The 20325-nt window shown below is 63.3% G+C and carries 19 protein-coding genes; 11 read left to right on the top strand and 8 right to left on the bottom strand.

The window, feature by feature from the left end; translation table 11 throughout:
- Window positions 1-105 precede the first annotated feature (105 nt).
- Both AWB80_RS32155 and AWB80_RS32160 read left to right on the top strand, forming a co-directional pair.
- A complete protein-coding gene (locus tag AWB80_RS32155) occupies window positions 106-1377 on the top strand; it encodes an MFS transporter (RefSeq protein ID WP_061178719.1) in 1272 nt (423 codons plus the stop codon).
- A 331-nt stretch (window positions 1378-1708) separates the two neighbouring features.
- Window positions 1709-2845: a porin gene (locus tag AWB80_RS32160; protein ID WP_061178740.1), complete on the top strand. Its 1137-nt coding sequence runs from the start codon at window positions 1709-1711 to the stop codon at window positions 2843-2845.
- An 82-nt stretch (window positions 2846-2927) separates the two neighbouring features.
- On the opposite strand, the gene AWB80_RS32165 is transcribed toward AWB80_RS32160, so the two are convergent.
- The 5 genes from AWB80_RS32165 to AWB80_RS32185 form a co-directional block, all read right to left on the bottom strand.
- The gene (locus tag AWB80_RS32165; RefSeq protein WP_061178720.1) at window positions 2928-3260 is read right to left on the bottom strand and encodes a cupin domain-containing protein; all 333 of its coding nucleotides are present in this window, start codon (window positions 3258-3260) and stop codon (window positions 2928-2930) included.
- A 38-nt stretch (window positions 3261-3298) separates the two neighbouring features.
- Window positions 3299-3739 carry a MarR family winged helix-turn-helix transcriptional regulator gene (locus AWB80_RS32170; protein WP_061178721.1) on the bottom strand — a complete coding sequence of 147 codons (441 nt, stop codon included), beginning with the start codon at window positions 3737-3739 and terminating at the stop codon, window positions 3299-3301.
- Between the two features lie 3 nt (window positions 3740-3742).
- Window positions 3743-5656, bottom strand: coding sequence for an FAD-binding monooxygenase (locus AWB80_RS32175; protein ID WP_061178722.1), 1914 nt, complete (start codon window positions 5654-5656; stop codon window positions 3743-3745).
- 102 nt (window positions 5657-5758) lie between these two features.
- Window positions 5759-6532 (bottom strand): SDR family oxidoreductase, encoded by a 774-nt coding sequence (locus AWB80_RS32180; protein ID WP_061178723.1) that lies wholly within the window; start codon window positions 6530-6532, stop codon window positions 5759-5761.
- 34 nt (window positions 6533-6566) lie between these two features.
- Window positions 6567-6980, bottom strand: a complete 414-nt coding sequence (locus AWB80_RS32185; protein WP_061178741.1) for an acyl-CoA thioesterase — start codon at window positions 6978-6980, stop codon at window positions 6567-6569.
- A 112-nt stretch (window positions 6981-7092) separates the two neighbouring features.
- On the opposite strand from AWB80_RS32185, the gene AWB80_RS32190 reads away from it, so the two are divergent.
- From AWB80_RS32190 to AWB80_RS32210, 5 genes are all read left to right on the top strand, one after another.
- Window positions 7093-7797, top strand: a complete 705-nt coding sequence (locus AWB80_RS32190; RefSeq protein ID WP_061178724.1) for a Crp/Fnr family transcriptional regulator — start codon at window positions 7093-7095, stop codon at window positions 7795-7797.
- Window positions 7798-7895: 98 nt separating this feature from the next.
- Window positions 7896-9263, top strand: a complete 1368-nt coding sequence (locus AWB80_RS32195) for an MFS transporter (RefSeq protein ID WP_061178725.1) — start codon at window positions 7896-7898, stop codon at window positions 9261-9263.
- A gap of 36 nt (window positions 9264-9299) precedes the next feature.
- Complete coding sequence (locus AWB80_RS32200; protein WP_061178726.1) at window positions 9300-10220, top strand: beta-keto acid cleavage family enzyme; 921 nt, start codon at window positions 9300-9302, stop codon at window positions 10218-10220.
- 3 nt (window positions 10221-10223) lie between these two features.
- Window positions 10224-11156 carry a 3-hydroxyacyl-CoA dehydrogenase NAD-binding domain-containing protein gene (locus AWB80_RS32205; protein WP_061178727.1) on the top strand — a complete coding sequence of 311 codons (933 nt, stop codon included), beginning with the start codon at window positions 10224-10226 and terminating at the stop codon, window positions 11154-11156.
- A gap of 206 nt (window positions 11157-11362) precedes the next feature.
- Window positions 11363-12361: a DUF3616 domain-containing protein gene (locus AWB80_RS32210; RefSeq protein WP_061178728.1), complete on the top strand. Its 999-nt coding sequence runs from the start codon at window positions 11363-11365 to the stop codon at window positions 12359-12361.
- Window positions 12362-12368: 7 nt separating this feature from the next.
- On the opposite strand, the gene AWB80_RS32215 is transcribed toward AWB80_RS32210, so the two are convergent.
- Window positions 12369-12752, bottom strand: a complete 384-nt coding sequence (locus AWB80_RS32215) for a DoxX family protein (RefSeq protein ID WP_061178729.1) — start codon at window positions 12750-12752, stop codon at window positions 12369-12371.
- Window positions 12753-12872: 120 nt separating this feature from the next.
- On the opposite strand from AWB80_RS32215, the gene AWB80_RS32220 reads away from it, so the two are divergent.
- Entirely contained in the window at window positions 12873-14075 is a 1203-nt protein-coding gene (locus tag AWB80_RS32220; protein WP_061178730.1) for an AAA family ATPase, read from the top strand.
- Window positions 14076-14079: 4 nt separating this feature from the next.
- Entirely contained in the window at window positions 14080-15699 is a 1620-nt protein-coding gene (locus AWB80_RS32225; protein WP_061178731.1) for a cobaltochelatase CobT-related protein, read from the top strand.
- A 97-nt stretch (window positions 15700-15796) separates the two neighbouring features.
- On the opposite strand, the gene AWB80_RS32230 is transcribed toward AWB80_RS32225, so the two are convergent.
- The gene (locus AWB80_RS32230) at window positions 15797-16558 is read right to left on the bottom strand and encodes a 3-oxoacyl-ACP reductase (RefSeq protein ID WP_061178742.1); all 762 of its coding nucleotides are present in this window, start codon (window positions 16556-16558) and stop codon (window positions 15797-15799) included.
- Window positions 16559-16702: 144 nt separating this feature from the next.
- Here AWB80_RS32230 and AWB80_RS32235 point away from each other — a divergent pair, with 144 nt between their 5' ends.
- Window positions 16703-17149: a YjjA family protein gene (locus tag AWB80_RS32235; RefSeq protein ID WP_061178732.1), complete on the top strand. Its 447-nt coding sequence runs from the start codon at window positions 16703-16705 to the stop codon at window positions 17147-17149.
- A 3-nt stretch (window positions 17150-17152) separates the two neighbouring features.
- On the opposite strand, the gene prpR is transcribed toward AWB80_RS32235, so the two are convergent.
- On the bottom strand, window positions 17153-19099 hold the full coding sequence (gene prpR / locus AWB80_RS32240) for a propionate catabolism operon regulatory protein PrpR (RefSeq protein WP_061178743.1): 1947 nt from the start codon (window positions 19097-19099) through the stop codon (window positions 17153-17155).
- Between the two features lie 197 nt (window positions 19100-19296).
- Here prpR and prpB point away from each other — a divergent pair, with 197 nt between their 5' ends.
- Window positions 19297-20193 carry a methylisocitrate lyase gene (prpB, locus tag AWB80_RS32245; RefSeq protein WP_061178733.1) on the top strand — a complete coding sequence of 299 codons (897 nt, stop codon included), beginning with the start codon at window positions 19297-19299 and terminating at the stop codon, window positions 20191-20193.
- The last annotated feature ends 132 nt before the right edge of the window (window positions 20194-20325 follow it).

Consider the following 20325-nt stretch of genomic DNA (forward strand, 5'->3'; position numbering starts at 1 on the left):
TTCGGTTACATCGTTGATTGAATTAATGGTAAACCATCTTTATATAAGATGACTTATGTGAAATGATACCGGTTACATTAAAGCTGGTCATCAGGAGACACCCGTATGCAGAAGGAACTCGCGCTTTCACAGGAAGGTTCGCGCCGCTGGTATCGCGATATCACATGGACGCAATGGCGCGTGCTGATCGCCGCGTGGGGTGTCTGGGTCAACGATGCGCTCGATTTTCTCGCCATCACCTTCGTGCTGCGCGATATTGCCACGGCCTTTCACGTCACGCTCGATACCGCTTCCCTGCTGCTGCTCGCAACGTACGGCGTACGCTGGATCGGCGGGCTGCTGTTCGGCGGCCTGTCGGATCGCATCGGCAGAAAGATTCCGCTGCTCATCACGCTGACATGGTTCACGCTCGGCGCGGTCGCCACCGGGCTGTCGTGGAGCTTCACCGCGCTAGCGGTGTTTCGTCTGCTGCTGGGCTTCGGCATGGCGCCGGGATTTTCGCTCGGTGCGGCGATGGTCGCGGAGTCGTGGCCGGAGAAGCATCGCGCGATCGGCATCGGCATTCTGGACACGGGCTGGGGCGTCGGCGCGATCGGTGCGGCGCTGGCCTATGAATTCATCTATCCGGATTTCGGCTGGCGCGGCATGTTCTTCGTGGGCCTGCCGCCCGCTGTATTGCTCGGTCTCTTCATCATCTTTCTCGTGCCCGAATCGCGCGAATGGAAGAGCCGCGCAGCCGCGAAGACGACGACGTGGCGCGCGAATCCCGTGGCCGAACTGTTCTCGAAGTATCCGAAGCGCGTGTCGTATCTCGCGTTGCTGATCTTCGTGCTGTGCTTCGGATCGTGGCCGTTTCAGGCGCTGCTGCCTACCTATCTGCGTGCGGCGGAACTCGCGCCTGCCGCGATCAGCCAGATCACGATGGCATCGGCGCTGGGGCAGATTTTCGGCTTCGTCGCGTCGGGCTTCATCGCCGAAAAGCTCGGGCGGCGCAACGCAATTTCGGTGATGATCGCGATCGGCGCGCTGTGCGTTGCGGGCGTCATTCTGGCCGTGGGCCATATGGCGCTCATCATCGCGTGTTCGTTCGCGGGCGGGTTCTTCCTGATCGGTTCGTCGGGTATCTGGGGCACGGTGCTGACCGAGAATCTGCCGCGCGACGTGCGCGCATCGGGCGTCGGCTTTCTCTATAACTTCGGCGTGATCGGCGGCGGCATTGCGCCTTTCATCGTGCTCTCGACGATGCATCGCTTCGGCTTTTCGATGCCCGATGCGATCATCGGCTTCACACTGGTGGCGGCGGTGGCCGGCATGATCGTGATCCGCTTCGTGCGTGAAACGAAGGGGCTTTCGCTGGAGGAGGTGGATCGCGAATAGGCCGATCCAGAGTGCTTCGTGTCGCGCACAGACCACAACATCGTCGCGATTCCTACAGGACGTTACCCCCGGTAATGACCATTAAAGGACACGTCCCACACGACGTGTCCTTTAACGCATTGATGCTTCACGCATTCCTCTTCCTGAGTGTCGATATCGGCAATCTCTTACACAACATTCCGTAACCGAGACGGAATGAAGACACGTCCTATGCCGTGATTTAATCCGTCGTCCGATGCGTCGACCTATCGATCGGACGGCCGCTTCGCGCAGTGCATGCAAGCATGCGCCGCGCGAAGCCGCGAACCTCAAGCTCTCTCGGAGAAACACAGTGAAGAAATCCCTATTCGCGCTCGCCATGCTCGGCACCGCCGCGGGCGCGGCGCACGCGCAAAGCAGCGTGACGCTCTACGGCCTCATCGACGCGGGCCTCACCTACACGAACAATCAGGGCGGCGCCCACAGCTTTCAGGCGACGAGCGGCGCCGTCAACGGCAGTCGCTGGGGCCTGCGCGGCGCGGAAGATCTCGGCGGCGGCCTGAAGGCGATCTTTACTCTCGAAGACGGCTTCAACATCATGAACGGCAAGCTCGGGCAGGGTGGACGCGAGTTCGGCCGCCAGGCGTTCGTCGGCTTGTCGAGCGACCGCGCGGGCGCGCTCACGCTCGGCCGTCAGTACGATTCCGTGGTCGACTATCTCGGCCCGCTCGCGCTCACGGGCACGCAATACGGCGGCACGCAGGCCGCGCATCCCTTCGACAACGACAACCTCGACAACTCGTTCCGCGTCAGCAACTCGGTGAAGTATCAGAGCGTGAACTACGGCGGCTTCAGGTTCGGCGGCCTGTACGGCTTCTCGAACGACGCAGGCGGCTTCGCGACGAATCGCGCATACAGCGTGGGCGCGTCGTACAACTACGGCCCGTTGAATGTTGCGGCGAGCTATATGCAACTGAACAACGCCGGCGCAACGCTGAATTCGAGCGGCGCCGTGAGCGATGACGCCACCTTCAGCGCGAATCGTCAGCGCACCTTCGGCGCGGGTCTCAGCTATACGTTCGGGCCGGCGCAGGCGGGCTTCGTCTTCACGCAGACGCGGCTCGACGGCGCGACGGGCATCGGCGCATCGGCTTCGGGCACGACGAGCGGCATCACGCTCGATGGCGGCAGCGCACGCTTTACCAACTATGAAGTCAACGGCCGCTACAGCCTGACGCCCGCATGGTCGCTGTCCGGCGCATACACCTTCACCGACGGCCATCTCGATGGCGTCGATCCGAAGTGGAACCAGTTCAGCCTTCAGACGGCCTATGCGCTGTCCAAGCGCACCGATGTCTATCTGCAAGGCGTGTATCAGCACGTGAGCGACACCGGCGACTCCGGCATCACGGCGGCGATCAACGGCTTGTCCGCATCGTCGACGAACAGTCAGGTTTCAGTCACGCTGGGCATGCGGCATCGCTTCTGAGCGCGGCCGATGTCGTGATGCGGTGACTCCGTGAGCAGGCGGCGGGCACATTGCGCGAGAGGCGATGTGCCCGTTGCTCTTTTCAGCGTTCGTGATAGATGGCGAGCCAGACGGTCGCCTCTTCGGCGTGCGTCCACGCAACACGATGACGGCAATGCGGTTCGATCAGCACGTAATCGCCGGGGCGCATGTCATGGCGCGTGGAATCGTCTTCGAACTCGAGCACGGCGGCGCCCGACAACAGCACGACCCACTCGGCCCGCGAGTCGTCGTACCAGAAGCCTTCGGGACTCGCATGTCCCATCGATACGATCCGTTCGACGTTCAGGCGCTGCCCCGTGATGAGCATGTCGATCCGCTCATCGCCGCCGCGCTTCGCTTCGACGCTGAACAAATTACCCGTTTGAAGTTGCATGGCTGGACCTCGCGTCGAACTCACGACCCAACGAAATACTACTCGCCCAACGGCAACAGCGCCGAAAGCAGGCGTCGCAACTCCATGCGCTCCGCCTGCGTCAACCTCGCGGTAAGAATGCGCTCGACCTCTTCGACACGCGGGCGCAACGCCGCGAGCTGCTTCTTGCCCGACGGCGTGAGAAACAGCACATAGCTGCGTTTGTCGACGGGATCATCCGAGCGCTTGATCAGTTCGTTTCGAACCATGCGCGCAACCAGATCGGCGATGGTCGAACGGTCCACGTCGAGTTCATCGCCGAGTTGCCGCTGATTGACACCGGGCTTCCTCTGCAGGATCTCCAGCGCCGCGTACTGCACGCTGGTGATCTCCGCGGAGACTTCGTTGAGCCACACCGAGACGTGGCGTTGCTGGGCGCGGCGTACCAGGCTCCCCGTGAATCTGGAGAGCGCTTCGGGTTCAGGTTGTTTGGTCGGCAATGTCTAGGCGTCTGACGACGGGATGATCGTTCGGAAAACAGGCCGCAAGAAAGCATTCAATTCGGCGTAGGCGTTCAGCGGAAGGACATGCGCGACGTACTGGTCCGGACGGACCACGACGAGCGCGCCCCGCTCGCGGTCGATGCCGCGCTCGTCGAAGATATCAGTCACGGCGTCGCTCGTAAATGCCTTCTCGTAGTCGATGAGGCCATGGCGCCCCTTGCGTGGCAACAGCGAAGCGTGCAGATCTTCGAGTCTGACTTCGCGATGCGCTTGCTGCAGCACCGCGCGAAGATCGAAGATGGCGTCCGCGTCCGCGTTCTCTTCAGCGGCGAAACGCAAGACGGAATCCGGCGACGTGACGAGATGTTCGCACAGCGCGTCGAGCGCGACGCGGTTCGCGTCCGCAAAAGCGTACAGACGCCAGCGGCCATCCGCGCGGGCGGCGTGGCCGAGTTGCATCGGCTTGGCATCGGCGAGACGAATCACGGGCGATGAATGAAAGCGCGTGCCGATCGTGAAGCCGCGCGCGAGCGGCTGATGCGTGCCCTCGCCCGTCAGCACGCCCGGCTTGTAGTGCGTGGCGACGCCCGCCGTATATCGGCCGGCGCGCACGAAATAGGCCTGAAGTTCCGCGGGGTCCACACCGCCCGCTTCGGGCCGGCTGGGATCTTTCGGCGGCGCGGCCATCATCGCGGACCATTCCTTGTCGAAGTCGATCAACTCTTGCGCGACGGGCTGGCGTTCATCGGAATACGTGCGCAGCAGGTCGGGGTCGCCATGTCCTTGCAGCACCGCGCCGAGTTTCCAGCCGAGATTGAAGCCATCCTGCATCGAGACGTTCATGCCCTGTCCCGCTTTCGCGCTATGCGTATGACAGGCATCGCCCGCGATGAACACGCGCGGCTCGCGTGAAGTGCCGTCGGCGGCGATTGCATCGTCGAAACGATCGGCCAGACGCTGCCCCACTTCATAGACCGAGAACCACGCGACTTCTTTCACGTCGAGCGTATAGGGATGCAAGATCCGCTGCGCAGTCTGGATGATGTGATCGACGGTGGTCTGTTTGATGGAGTCGCGATTCTCCGGCGCGACTTCGCCGAGATCGACGTAAAAGCGCACCAGATACCCGCCTTCGCGCGGAATGATGAGCAGATTGCCCTTGCTCGCCGACTGGATCGCCGCCTTCAGCCGGATATCCGGAAAGTCGGTGACGGCGAGCGCATCCATCACGCCCCATGCGTGATTGGCCGCATCGCCGTGTAAAGTCTGGCCGATGGCCGTGCGCACGCGGCTGCGCGCGCCATCGCAACCCACGACATAGCGCGCACGCACGATGACCTTCTCGTCGAGCCGTGCCGCATCCGTCCGACGCAACGTCACGCGCACCGGATACTCGTCGCTATCATCGCGTTGAATGTCCACGACTTCGAGATCGTAGTCCGGTTCGAGCCGTTGCGCGGAGCGACGCATCGAATCGAGCAGATAGTCCTGCACGCGCGCCTGATTGACGATGACATGCGGAAACTCCGACATGCCTGTTTCGGTATCCTGAACACGCCCGGTACGTTTGATCGCGCCACGATCATCCGCATCCGGTCTCCAGAACACGGTCTCGTTCACCCAATAAGCTTCGCGCAACAGGCGGTCGGCGAGGCCGAATGCATTGAACATCTCGACAGTACGGCATGCGACGCCATCCGCCTGCCCCATCAGCAACGGTCCCGCGCGCCGCTCGACGATGCGCGTCTTTATCGACGGGAATTGCGACAACTGAGCCGCAAGCACCAGCCCCGCCGGCCCGCTTCCGGCGATGAGCACATCGACCGTCTCGGGCAGTTCGACATGCGGTGCGCCTTCGGCCGCCGGTTCGATGGTCGGGTCGCCGACGCGGAATCCATTGAGATGAAATTGCATGAGGTCTCGCTCCAGTGTGTCTCAGATCACGTTGATGACGAATATACTCCGTACACCAACTATTTCAAGATAATTCTCGCGGCCCTGACGTTTACCCTGATTTCAGGCGGCGCTTTGCGAATCGCCGTCGATGGGAATCATTTGTCCGGAGATGGAGCGCCCGGCGTCGGAAGCGAGAAAGACCGCAAGCCCGGCGATGTGCGCGGGATCGACGAAATGCTTGATGGACTGATTGCCGAGCGCCGCAGCCTCTTCCTGCGCGACAGTTCGGCCGCTCGCGGATGCGCGTCCCGCCAGCACCTGCTGAATACGCGGACCTTCGACCGCGCCGGGCAGTATCGCGTTGACCCTGATGCCGAATTCGCCCAGCTCGCGCGACAAGGTCTTGGTGAAGCCGATGAGCCCCCATTTGGTCGTCGCGTAGGGACTGCGGTTCGGATACCCGAAGCGGCCCGCAAGCGACGACATCACGAGGATCACGCCGGCGTCCGATTGCTTCAGGAACGGTATGGCCTGCTGCGTGACCAGGAACGTGCCCGTGAGGTTCACGCGAAGCACGGCTTCCCACGCATCGGGGTCCATGTCCTCGACACTCGCGGTGGGCCCGGCGATTCCCGCGTTGTTGATCAGGACATCCAGTCCGCCGAGCGCGGCGGACGCCTCGGTGACCATGCGCGAAACCGCGGCGCGATCCGCGATATCGCACACCGACGTCCGCACGCCCGGCAATTGCGCGCGCATCTGCTGAAGCGCGGCTTCGTCGATATCGCAGACGAACACGCTCGCCCCCGCCGATACGAATGCTTCCGCGATCGCGCGCCCTATTCCGCCCGCGCCCGCGGTCACCAGCACCCGCTGGCCTGTGGATGTCGTCATGAAACCCTCTTATCGAACATGAATCGCGCCGCGCTTATTCGCATGCGCTGCGAATGAACTCGGGCACGGGCACGGCCTTGAGCCGCCCATCGGCTTGCTTGATGCACAGAGCGCGCGTCGCGCGCCCTTCGCAGATCAGGGTGTCGCCGCGCATGATGCGATGGCTCTGCACGAAGACCTTGCCGCGCCATTCCTCGACGCGCGTATGCACCTCGAGGCGTTCGCCGTAGGTCGCCGAGATATGAAAACGCGTGTGGATTTCCAGCAGCGGCGCGCCGATGCAATTCGGCAGCGCCTCTATCTCGCGCCATGGCGGCAGGCCGCACTGTATAAAATAATCGTGCGACGCGGCGTCCATCCAGCGCGAAAAATTCGGAAAGAAGACGATGCCGGCGGGATCGCAATCGCCGAATTGCACATCGATACGACAGACAGTTTCTTTACTCACGGTCCATGCTCCAGCGTTCAGTCCGACCATTGTGCGCGAATTGCGCCCGTAACACTGTCAAGCCAGCGACAGTTCGCCCGGCACGCAGTGCGTGCAGCGCCGGGAGCACGCTATGACGCGGCAAAATCGCATCGCGGCGACGGCCCTCACGATCGACGAACTCTTCGCACAGTCGACATGGTTCGCGAAGCTCGACGAAGCGGCGCAGGCACGCGTGCGCGCGGCCGCATCGGAGCGCTCTGTCGCCGCTAATCAGGCGCTCGGGCACCACGGCGACAAACAGCATGTCTGGTTCGGCATGCTCGAAGGCCTGATCAAATGGTCGATCACCGCACGCGATGGTCAGACCGTCACGCTGGGCGGACAATCGGCCGGCAGCTGGTTCGGCGAAGGCACGCTGATTCGAAACAAACCGCGTGAATCCGACCTGATCGCGCTGCGCGACAGCCGCGTCGTGCAGATTCCGCGCGCCACGTTCGACTGGCTGCGCGAGCATCAGCCCTCGTTCAACGACTTCCTGCTGCGGCAGGTCAACGAGCGTCTGCACTGGTTCATGGGCGCGGTCGTCGCGCATGGGCTGCTCGATACCGACAGTCTCGTTGCACGCGCGCTGGTGGGCATGGTGCAGCCGTTGTCGAATCCGAGTGGCGCGGCGCATTTGCCGCTGTCCCAGGAAGAACTGGCCAACCTTGCCGCCGTGTCGCGTCAAACGTGCAACAAGGCGATGACCCGCTTCAAGAACGCCGGCCTCGTGCGCACCGGGTACGGCGGCATCGTCGTGCTGGATGTAGCCGGGCTGGACGCGCTGGCAAGATAGCGCCTCGGTGTTTACGCTGATCCGAATTGTCGCGCGATCGACAGTCGTGAACGCGCTCGCTCGAAATAATGCGTGTCATACAAGACCAGGAGACACGCATGATTCGCGCACGTTCGCTGCCCGCCGCAGCCGCGCTCGTCGGAGGTTCGACGGACCAGATAGTCGAAGACGCCGTTTTCCGCAAGATCAGCTGGCGCATCATGCCGATCGTCCTGATCGCGTATGTGTTCGCGTTTCTCGATCGCATCAACATCGGCTATGCGCAGCTTCAGATGAAGCAGGACCTCGCCTTCTCCGATGCGGTCTATGGCCTCGGCGCGGGCATTTTCTTCGTCACGTATCTGCTGTTCGAAGTGCCCAGCAATCTGCTGCTGGAAAGAATCGGCGCACGCCTGTCCTTCCTGCGCATCATGGTGTTGTGGGGACTCACGTCGGCGGCGACCGCCTTCGTTAGCGAACCCTGGCAGTTCTACGGCATTCGGCTTTTGCTCGGCATCTTCGAAGCGGGCTTCTTCCCCGGCATCATTCTGTATCTGACGTACTGGTATCCGAGCCAGCGCCGTGGCCGTGTGACCGGCCTGTTCCTGTTCGGCATGCCGATCACGGGCGTCCTGGGCGGTCCGCTGTCGGGCACGATCATGAGCGGCATGGAAGGCCTCGGCGGCATGCATGGCTGGCAATGGCTGTTCCTCGTCGAAGGTCTGCCGACCGTTCTGCTGGGGTTCGTGCTGTATCGCATGCTGCCGGACAAGCCGGCCCGCGCGCCCTGGCTCGACGACACCGAGAAGCGCCTCGTGCAGTCGGTTCTCGATGCCGACCACCGTGGCGACGCGAAGTCCGGACATCACGGCAAGCTGGCCGCTGCGCTGGCGGACCCGAAGACCTACATGCTCGCCTTCATCTACTTCTGCTGTGCCTGCGCGGTCTACACGCTCACCTTCTGGCTGCCGACGATGATCAAAGGCCTCGGCATCGCCCCGATCGCGACGATCGGCTGGTACACGGCGGTGCCTTATGTCTTCGGTGCGCTCGGCGTGCTCGTCATCAGCCGCAGTTCGGACCGTCTGAAAGAGCGGCGCTGGCATGTCGGAGGCAGTCTCGTCGTCGGCGCGGTGGCGCTGGCCTCGACGTCCTTCCTCGGCTTCGCGGTCGTGCCGGTGATGGCGCTGCTGTGCGTCGCCTCGTTCTTCATCTTCGGCGGCGGATCGCTGTTCTGGTCGATTCCGCCCACTTATCTTGGCCGCGACGCCGCCGCAGCCGGCATCGCGGTAATCAGCTCGCTCGGCATCCTCGGCGGTTTCGTCAGCCCGACCCTGATCGGCTGGATCAAAGGCGTGACCGGCAGCATCCAGATCGGGCTGCTGGGTCTGATCGCCCTCGTCATCTGCGGCGGCCTGACGATTCTGCTGGGCCTGCCGAAAAGCGCGGTTCGCGTGGGATCGGACGATGGCGCCAGCGCGCACTGATCGAACCGCCCTGACTTATTCTCTGGAGAAGACCGTATGAGCAAGCCCAAAGTCATTGTGACCGTCGCGCCGACCGGCGGCATGGCCACTAAGAAGATGAACCCGAACCTGCCGACGCAGCCGCAGGAAATCGCCGACGACACCTACCGCTGCTACAACGCCGGCGCCAGTGTCGTCGCGATCCACGCGCGGCGGCCCGACGACGAAGCCACGTGCGACCCCGCAATCTACAGCCGCATCAACCGCCTGATCCGCGACAAATGCGACATCATCCTGAACAACTCGACAGGCGGTGGCATCAACGGGGACATGGTGCGTGAACTCGACAACGGCCTGTGGGAAATCCAGTGGGAAGAACGTTTGAAGGGCATGCAGGGGGACGGCGTCGAGATGTGCACGCTCGACGCGCAGACTGTGATCGCCAGCTTCGGCGGCAAGGAAATTCTCGTGGCGACGCCGCCGTCGCGAATCAGGCAGATCGCCACGATGATGAAGGAGCGCGGCATCAAGCCGGAATGGGAAGTGTTCGGTCTGGCCGATATCGTTCAGGATGTCCAGCGCGCCATCAACGAAGGACTCGACGATGCACCGCATTTCATCAATATCGTGATCGGCGCGAATGCGTTTCAGGGCGCGTTGCCTTACACGCCGCGCCTGTTGCAGACGATGGTCGATCACCTGCCACGCAACACGGTCTTCAACGTCAGCGCGATCGGTGCGGCGCAGTTGCCCGCCGCGATGAACTCGCTGCTGCTCGGCGGACACGTGCGCGTCGGGCTGGAGGACAATCTGTATTATCGGCACGGCGAACTGGCCACCAACGTGCAACTGGTCGAGCGGCTCGTGCGCCTGGTGCGTGAGATGGGATATGAACCGGCGACGCCGGACGAGGCGCGGGAAATCATCGGACTGCGGCCGTTGAATGCAGGCATCGACGCGGCCTGTCTGGAGGGTTAAAGCATGACAAACCATGTCGCCATCGTAGGCGCGGGCGTCATCGGCGCGGGATGGGCAACCCACTTCCTGGCGCACGGATTTTCGGTGACGGCTACCGATCCCGGCGAAGGCGCGCAAACGCGCCTGCGCGAATGGATCGACGACGCCTGGCCCGCAATGGAGCGGCTCGGGTTGGCGAACGGCGCCTCGCGCGACAGGCTGACGTTCACGAACGATATCGGCGCGGCCGTGCGCGACGCCGATTTCATTCAGGAAAGCGGTCCCGAGCGTGCCGATGTCAAACGCGCGCTGATCGCCGGCATCGAAGCGGCGGCGAGAGATGACGTGATCATCGCGTCATCGTCGTCGGGGTTGTCGATCAGCGAGATTCAGGCGGGCGCAAAGCATCCGGAACGGATCGTCCTCGGGCATCCGTTCAATCCGTCGCACATCATTCCTTTAGTCGAGGTCGGCGGCGGGAAACTCACGCGCGCCGAGAACATCGAGAAGGCCATGGCGTTCTATCTCTCGACGGGCAAGAAAGTGATCCGGATCAATACGGAGGTCAAGGGACATATCGCCAATCGGCTGCAGGTGGCGTTGTGGCAGGAAGCCATCAGTCTGGTCCAGCGCGGCGTGGCCTCCGTGGAAGATATCGATACGGCCATCGCGTGGGGGCCGGGCCTGCGCTGGGCGCTGCTCGGCCCGTTTCTCAACCTTCACGCTTCCGGCGGCTCCGGTGGTATCACGCATGTGCTGCGGCATCTGGGGCCGGCGCAGCGCGAATGGTCCAGAGATCTCGGCACGTACCCGGAAACGGACGATTACATCGAATCGATTGCGAGCGGCGTCGAGAAGGAATTGCAGCCGCATGATTTCGCGGAAATGCTTCGCCAGCGCGATCGCTTGCTGATCGAGCTGATGGAAGCGAAGCGCGGTCTCTCGCAGATTCCATGAGTGCGCCCAAGGCACTTGGATATCCCGCCACGTGACCTATACTGAAAGCGAGCCGCGCGGAAGCCGGCCCCTGATGCAGAAGCGGACGAGAAATCGTTCATTGGGGCGCGGTAGCGGGGCCACGGAAACGCCTGCGTTTAGCGCGGGCGTTTTCTTTTTGCGGTGCCCGGAACTGCGCGATATCAACATCGAATAGTGCGACGGACATGAAACGTATTTTGCTTGCGCTGTGTTTCGCGTGCGCGATCAGCGCGTACGCATCGAGCGCCGTTGCCGATGCGATCACGACTTATCGCGGAATCTGCAACGCATCGGCGGGCATCGATCTCGGCTCGGGTTATTTCATCGTCGCCGATGACGAGATCAATGCTCTGACCATCTACCGCTACGAAACGCCGAAACACGTCGGCAAAGTCGAACTGAACGTCTATCTGAATGGCCCCGATGGCGGCAAGGGCGAAGCGGACCTCGAAGGCGCGGCGAGAATCGGCGACACGATTTACTGGATCGCATCGCACGGGCGCAATGCGGACGATGAACTCAAGCCGAAGCGTCATCGGCTGTTCGCGACGCGCATCGATCTATCAGGCGCGACGCCCACCGTCGCGATGCCGAACGCCAAACCTTATGGCGGCCTGCTCGAAGCGCTGGCATCGGACAGGCGATTCAGCGTCCTGACCGAGGCGTCCGAAAAAGGCGCGGAAAAGCCGCGCGGACTCAACATCGAAGGATTAGCCGACACGAAGGACGGCGGCCTGTATATCGGCTTCAGGAATCCGCTCTCGGAGGCGAACCTGTCAGCGCACGTTCTGAAGCTGAAGAACCCCGATGCGGTCATCAACCGAAATGCGGCGCCCGTGTTCGACGATCTCATCCTTCTCGACCTCGGCAAGCGGGGAATTCGCAGCATGGAGCGAGTCGGCGATGAATACTTCATCGTTGCCGGTCCGATCGACGACGGCAAGGCAGGCCGTCCTGAATCGAGATTCGCGATCTATCGATGGACGGGCGAGCGCAATACGCGACCCGTGTACTGGAAGGACATCGACCCGCCCGACTTTCATGCGGAGGGACTGTTCGCCATCGCCGGGACGGATCGGCTGTATCTCCTGAGCGACGATGGCGGCAAACGGTCCGTCTGCAAAGCGAAGTCGCACGAAATGTCGGAGGATAAGACGTTTCGGGGCATGAGCCTGCGCTACTGAGCCCGTATCAGACCGTCAACGGCAGAAGACGCTTGACGCGCGCATCGCGCAAGTACAGCGCGCCCCACACCAATGCGCCGAGCACCAGGCTGATGATCTGCGGCGGCGACCCGATCTCGCCGAGCCGAAAATGCGCGCATATCGCGCCGCCGAGAAATCCGGTCAACAGGATCGCGCCCAGCACGGCGGTTCGCGGAATGGCGAAAAGAATCGTGCAGAACAGCACGATCATGCCGAGCGTGTGCGCAAGGTCGTCGGGAAATCCAGTCGCGGCGAACTTCGCCTGCATGCTCGATGGAAACGTCAGAATGCTCGCGGCGTCGGCAAGCAACGCCAGCACGACCAATCCGCTGATGATCCGGCCCGTCCAAAGCAAGGCTTTCTGGCTCACTGTCCACTCCTCAAAGGTATTCGGTGAACGCGACGATAAGCGGGCCGAATGAGGTGAAAATTATTCTTGCGAGACTTCCTGTATATGTAGTTTGAATATTCTGCGAGAACCGTTTCACCCATGAACGAATCGATTCAAACGCAATCTGCCGGGCTCGCGACGCTCGGCACTTACACTCACCCGAGCGATCCAAACGCCGGCACATGGATCGTCAGCCACGCGGACCGGCCGCACGCGTACCGCATCGTGCACCGTTTGCCCGATGGCGCGGCGCGCGTCGATACGGTCGTCGATCTGGACAACCTTCAGGCGAAGCTGCACAAGTGGCATCGCGAGGGGTTCGTTCAACAGGCAAGCGAAGAGCCTGCGCCGCGCCCGGAACGTCATCGCTTCATGCAGGCGTTGCGAGCGGCTGCGCAGCGTGACGAAGCGCGTTGCACATCGCCGATGAAAACCACGACGATCGGCTCGGTGCACATGCCCATTGGCGCGGGCGGGCCACTCGTTCCACCGCTCGATCCCGCCTATCTGTTTTCGGCGCGGTCCGGGAACGTGCTTCGCGACATCGTCGAGAACAGGCGCATTCTGCTGATCGGGCACACGGGCACGGGCAAGACGAGCCTGATCGAACAGATCGCCGCATGCACGGAGCAAGGCGTGCTGCGCTCGAACATGAACGGTCAGACGACCATCGGTGATTTCGTCGGCTTCTGGACCGTCAAGGGCGGCGAGACAATCTGGGTCGATGGCGTGCTTCCAACCGCGATGCGCGACGGCCTGTGGCTGATCGTCGATGAAGTGGACTTCGCCGAGCCCGCGATTCTCGCCGTGCTGACCGCGGTGCTGGAGCCGGCGGGCCGCCTTCTTCTGAAAGAGAAAGGCAACGAGATCGTGACGCCGCATCCGTCGTTCCGGCTCTTCGCGACGGCGAACGCAGTCGGCGCGATGAGCGCGTTTCGTCACCTGTACCAAGGCGCCAATGTGATGAACGAGGCGTTTCTCGATCGCTGGCGCGTCCATCAGATCGACTATCTGACGCCCGACGATGAAGCGCTCGTGCTCACACGCCGCTTCGAGAATCGCGTGAGCTCCGGAATGGCGCGCACGCTTGCCTCGGTCGCCGCCGACTGCCGCGAAGCGTTTGCGCGCGAAGACCTGTCGAGCGCGTTCTCCACGCGGCGGCTCATCGACTGGACAGCGCTGATGCTGCGCACGGGCGATCCCGAAGCCGCCGCGGGCCCGACGATCTACGCGAAAGTCACCGCCGAAGACGCCGCGCTGATCCGCAACATCATCCGGCATCATATTGCGCTCGACGGTTGACGCGATGAACGACGATGCATCGGAAAGCCTCGCCAGACTCGCGCGCACGCTTGCGCATCGGCACGACGTGCAAGTGAGATTCGCGTCTGATGGACCGGCGTTGCGCGGCGACGTCATCGTGCTGCCGGGCGATCTCGCCGATGCAGCGAGCGCGGATGCAGCGATCGGCTATATCGACATGCTTGCCGCGCGCCGCCGTTTCTGCGATCTGAACGCGCTCGCCGAAGCGGATGCAAGCACCGGCTTCGTCGCGGAGGTGTTGGAGGATCGGCGCGTGTGCGAGCGACTCATCGACGCCTATCCGGGAACGGTATCGTTTCTCTCCGCGATGCGCGCGCAGCGAGAAACGAACATACATACACGCTGGCACGATCTGTCATGGCGCGATCGTCTGCGCTGGCGCATCGAGCGCTTGCTGTGGAACGAGCAGCCGTCGGCGATGGAACGCAGCCCGACGCTCGACGCGGCAGTGAATATCGCGTCGGACGTGCTGCGTGAATCACCCGCGAGCGAGTCGACGCAGGACAGCGTGTGCGTTGCATCGAGACTCGTCGAACGCGTGCGCGCGCTCTGGGCAGGCGGCATCAACACGATGATGTTCGCCGTCGACAAAGACGATACGCCGGACCTCGAAAGCAGCGCGGATTCGTCGCTGTCGCCGACGAGCGATCCCTTCGCCGAACCGTCCGATGGCGAAGCTGCACCGCCGCCATCGCAACGCGCGCACATCGGCCGGCCGGTCCGCTCGATCCCGATCACGACCGCCTTCGATCGCATCGCCGATCTGACCGGCAAGGGCGATCCGGGCGCCTGGCGCAAGCTGCGCAGCGCCGCTCGCGCGCAGACCGAGCCGCTGAAGGCGCGCCTCGAACGCGCGCTGAAAGCCGATGAACAGACGCATTGGCGACGCGAGCAGGAACGCGGCGAACTCGACCGGCCATCGCTCGCGCGGCTCGCGACAGCGCCCGGCTATCGCACGCCGTTTCGCCTGGCGCACATCCGCCCGGGGCGCGATGCCGCCGTGACGCTGCTCATCGACCGCAGCGGTTCGATGGCGGGCCGCAAGATCGAGCTTGCGCGTCTGTGCGCGGCAGCTATCGGCGATGCGCTCGTGCAACTCGGCTTCGCGGCCGAGATCCTGGGCTACAGTTCGATCGAAGATCCGGCCATGCGCGATTTTCACGCGCGCTGGCTCGCCGAAGGTCACGCGCCGCACGGCTACAACCGCTTCGTCGAGCGGCTCGATTTCGAAGTCTACAAGCGCTTCGATTCGGAGAACATGAGCGGCCTCGCGCGTATCGAATGCGGCCACGAAAATCCCGATGGCGAAGCGCTGAGCTGGGCTGCGGACCGTCTGCTCGCGCGACGCGCACATCGCCGCATCCTGATGGTTTTGCAGGACGGTTACCCGGCCACCGGCGACGGCGATCCCGCGATTCTGCGTTCGGACCTGCGCGCGCGCATCGGCGAGCTGAGCGGGCGCGGCATCGAGCTGATCGGCGTCGGCATTCTCGATGACGCGGTGGAGACGTTCTACCCGAGGAGCATCGTCGTCGAGCAGATTCAGCAGTTGCCGACGGCCGCATTCGACGCGCTGGGGCAGACCTTGCTCAGCCGTCGCTAGTGGATGACGGCTCGGAGGTGAGCGTTGCGGGCGATTTCTCCTGGCGTCACGCCGAGCGTGCTCCGCCATGTTCGCCTCGATCGAGGCGCATTGAACTTCAGCCCTTGACCAGCCCTCCGTCGACCACGAGGTTCTGTCCAGTCACCGCGCGCGCCCACGGCGAGAGAAAGAACAACACCGCATCGGCGAATTCAGCGGGCGTCGTGACACGACGCAGCGGCGTGAATCCCGCGACCATGTCGAACACGGCTTCGGGCGTCGCGCGGCTGGCATCGGTCGTGCGCAACAGACCGCCCGACACCATGTTCACCGTGATGCCGTCTGGTCCGAGATCGTTCGATGCGGTTCTCGTCAGCGCCAGCAACGCGGCTTTTGCCGCGGTGTAATCGTGATACGGCACGACGGGATTCTGGAACAGATTGGTGCCGACATTCACGATGCGGCCGAAGCCAGCGACACGCATCGCAGGCAACGCTGCCTGCATCGTGTTGAGCGCGCCCTTGAGCGCACCTTCCATCTGCTGCTGAAAGCGCGACCATTCGATATCGCCGAGCTTCGGACGCGCATCGCCATCGAAGCTGAAACTGGCGAGCGCGTTGTTCACGACGGCATGCATCGGCGCGCCGCTTTTCGCGTAAGCCTCTTCGAACAGACGCGCGACCGACCGTTCATCGGTGACATCGGCCTGCACGGCCACGACGCGCGGCCCGAGCCTTTCGGCGAGCGCTTTCGCCTGCGCTTCGCTGCGGTGATAGTTGATGACCACCCGAGCGCCCTCGCGCGCAAGCGCTTCGGTGATCGCCGCACCCAGGCCGCGCGCGCCGCCGGTCACGAGTACGTTCTGTTCAGACAGCAGCATCGAGTTCTCCAAAATGGGTTCGGGGATGGTCGACGAATTATGCAGGATGACACACGCTTTCGATCCGGTTACGCGCGTACCGATCGCGGCCATCCCCTGTTCATGAAGAAGCACTATAGTTAAAGCTCACAAAAAGGAGCCACCATGATCTCGTGCAAACGTCACCTCTGGATCCGTGGGGTCCTGGCCGCGACCTTGCTTTACGCCCCGCTCACCCACGCCCAGCTCGGCAACCTGCTCGATCAGAGCAAGAGCGGCGGTGCCGGTGGCGCACTCGGCAATCTCGGCGGGCTGAGCAGCGGTTTATCGCTGGACTCGCTGACTTCGAGCAGTACGGGCAATGTCGCCGGCGTACTCGAGTTCTGCATGAAGAACAACTACCTCGGCGGCGGCGCATCGTCGGTCAAGGATGGACTCATGAGCAAGCTCGGCGGTTCGGCGTCCAGCGATGGCGGATACACCAACGGCGCCAAGGGCATCCTCGATAGCGGCAACGGCAAGCAGGTCGATCTGAGCGGCGGCGGCCTGAAGGAACAGGTCACGAAGCAGGTGTGCGACAAAATTCTCGCGCAGGGAAAATCGTTGCTGTAGACCTCAACGTTTCGCGTTGAGCCTTCGCCACAAGGTGGTCTTGCTGATGCCGAGCGCCTTGCAGACCGCGTCCCGATCCCCTCCGAACGCGGCAAGCGTGGCACGGACCTGATCGGCTTCCATCGAACGGCTCAGGTCGCGAAGCGAGACATCCGCGCTGGCTTCGGATCCGACGTCGAACAGTTCGGGCGCGATCGTCCGCAAGTCATCCGGCGTCAATGCGACAGGCCGATCGCGGTCGAACGCCATGTCCGGAATCTCCACCGCAATGCGCTCGACGATGTTCTGCAACTCGCGCACATTGCCCGGCCACGGATACGCACGCAGCCCCGGCTCCAGCGGCGCGAGCAGGCGCGCCGCCGCCTCGCGTCCGGGCACGCGCAGCGCCAGCGTCTTGTCGCGCCGGGCGGCCTGCATCAGCAGCTCGGTCGCCAACGGCAGGATGTCGCTGGCTCGCGCGCGCAACGGCGGCAACGCGATGCTCAGAATGTTGATGCGATAGAAAAGGTCGGCGCGGAACGATCCATCGGCGACACCATCGGCGAGCGAGCGATGGGTTGCGGCGATCACGCGGATATCGACGCGCGTCGGCTCCGTCGATCCGAGGCGGATGACTTCTCTCTCTTGCAGCACGCGCAGCAGGCGGCTTTGCAGCGAGGGCGGCATCTCGCCGATTTCATCGAGAAACAAGGTGCCGCGATGCGCGGCCTCGATCAGGCCAGCCTTGCCGCCCTTGCGCGCGCCCGTGAACGCGCCCTCCTCGTAGCCGAAGAGTTCGCTTTCGAGCAGCGCTTCTGGGAACGCGCCGCAGTTCATCGCGACGAACGGAAAGTCCTTGCGGCCGCTCAGCCGATGCATGCTCTGCGCGACCATTTCCTTGCCGGTGCCGCTCTCGCCGAGAATCAGCACCGTTGCATCCGATTTCGCATAGCGGCGCACGAGCGCCCTCAAGCGCTCGATCGGCTCCGATTCACCCACGACGTCCTCCAGCCGATAACGCGCGACGAATTCCTGCGCGCCCTGGCGTGATCGCAGCGTCCGGTCGAGCCGCTCGACCGCTCGCGATTCCTGAAACGTGAAGATCGTGCCGCCCGCAGCGCCTTCGCTCGCCAGCGGTCCGCGATGAATCGCGTAGCTCACGCCACGCACGGCGCCGAAGACGTCGCCGTCAGCGACGGGCAATACGCCGTCGAGTTCGGGCGCGACATCGAGCAGCGCTCGGCCGACCGCGCGCGATGCATCGGCGATGCCGAGCGCCGCAGCGAGCCGGCGATTGATCGCTTCGATGCGGCCGCCCGCATCGACCGCGACGACGCCATCGCGCAGATGCTGCAACAGGTTGTCGAGACGAATGCGCCGCGCGACTTCATGGCGCATCGCCTGAGCAACTTCCAGCGCGGTCTCGAACGCGGCCACCACGGACGTGCGCGAGTACAGGAACACCGAACTCATGCCCGCGTCGGCGGCCAGGTCCGCGACGAGGCCGGGTCCGACCACCACATCGACGCCGCGATCGCGCAGATCGAGCACGAGGCTCTCCGCGTCCTGCGCCGAGCGATACGATTCGCAGATCATGTCGATGCCGTAGGCGGCGAGAAAGCGGCGTATTTCGGCGGGCGTGTCGCCGTGCGTGACGAGCGCGACGCTCGCGCCCTCGCGGCGCGCCTTCGTGAGCGCGTGCATCACGTCGAATCCGGTCGGGCTGATCACGACAACCGGCACCGACACGCGGCCCTTGAGATACGCGCCATTGGAGCCGCCCGCCACGACGACATCCGGCCGCTCGTCGCGCGCGGATTCGATGCTGTTCGCGGCGTCCTCGTAACCGAGCGGGACGACGTCGAGTTCGGCGCGATCGGCGTAGGCGCCGGCGATATCGATGAATAACGCTCTGAGCCGGCTGATACCGACGGCCCAGATGCGCGGGCGAGACGCGGATTCGGTTTGCATGGATTTCTGCGCTGAATGAAACGGAGCGGCGCGTTCAGTATGCAACATCCATTTCAGGTTCGAAATCCGGGATTTCATCCGTGAAACGAAGACGCTCGTTCGAAATTTTTTTATTACGTAAAATCAATGACTTGCAAGTTATAAGCGAGCTGGCAAACAAATTGCTTTGTTAAGCGAACTTCATCAGGAGACAAACCGTGAGTTCCGAAATCCAGTCCGCACAGACCGCAGGCGCGCGGTTCCGCCAGGCCGTCCGAGACGAATCTCCGCTGCAGGTCGTCGGCGCGATCACCGCGTACGCCGCGAAAATGGCCGAAGCCGTCGGTTTCAAGGCGCTCTATCTGTCCGGCGGCGGCGTGGCCGCGAATTCGCTCGGCATGCCCGACCTCGGCATCAGCACGATGGAAGACGTGCTCATCGACGCGCGCCGCATCACCGACGCGTCCTCGCTGCCGCTGATGGTCGATATCGACACCGGCTGGGGCGGCGCCTTCAACATCGCGCGCACGATCCGTTCGTTCATCAAGGCGGGCGTCGCAGCCGTGCATATCGAGGATCAGGTCGGGCAGAAGCGCTGCGGGCATCGGCCGGGCAAGGAAGTCGTGCCGACCGGCGAGATGGTGGATCGCGTGAAGGCCGCCGTCGATGCGCGCACGGACGAATCATTCGTCATCATGGCGCGCACCGATGCCGCCGCCGCCGAAGGCATCGATGCCGCGATCGAGCGCGCCATCGCGTATGTCGAAGCGGGCGCGGACATGATCTTCCCCGAAGCGATGAAAACGCTCGACGACTATCGCCGCTTCAAGGCCGCCGTGCGCGTGCCGATCCTCGCGAACCTGACCGAGTTCGGCTCGACGCCCTTGTTCACCGTCGATGACCTGAAGAGCGCCAATGTCGATATCGCGTTGTATTGTTGCGGCGCGTATCGTGCGATGAACGCAGCCGCGCTCAACTTCTACGAGACCGTGAAACGCGACGGCACGCAGAAGGCCGCCGTCGAAACGATGCAGTCGCGCGCCGACCTGTACCAGTACCTCGGCTATCACGCCTACGAAGACAAGCTCGACCAGCTTTTTGCAGCAAAGAAATAACCCTTGTGAAGGAGACGAATCGATGAGCGAAGCAGACAACAGCACCGCATCCGCAGGCGCATTCAAGCCGAAGAAATCCGTCGCGCTGTCCGGCGTGACCGCGGGCAATACCGCGTTGTGCACGGTCGGCAA

Origin of the sequence: Caballeronia pedi (assembly GCF_001544915.2) — a bacterium.
Lineage (GTDB): Bacteria > Pseudomonadota > Gammaproteobacteria > Burkholderiales > Burkholderiaceae > Caballeronia > Caballeronia pedi.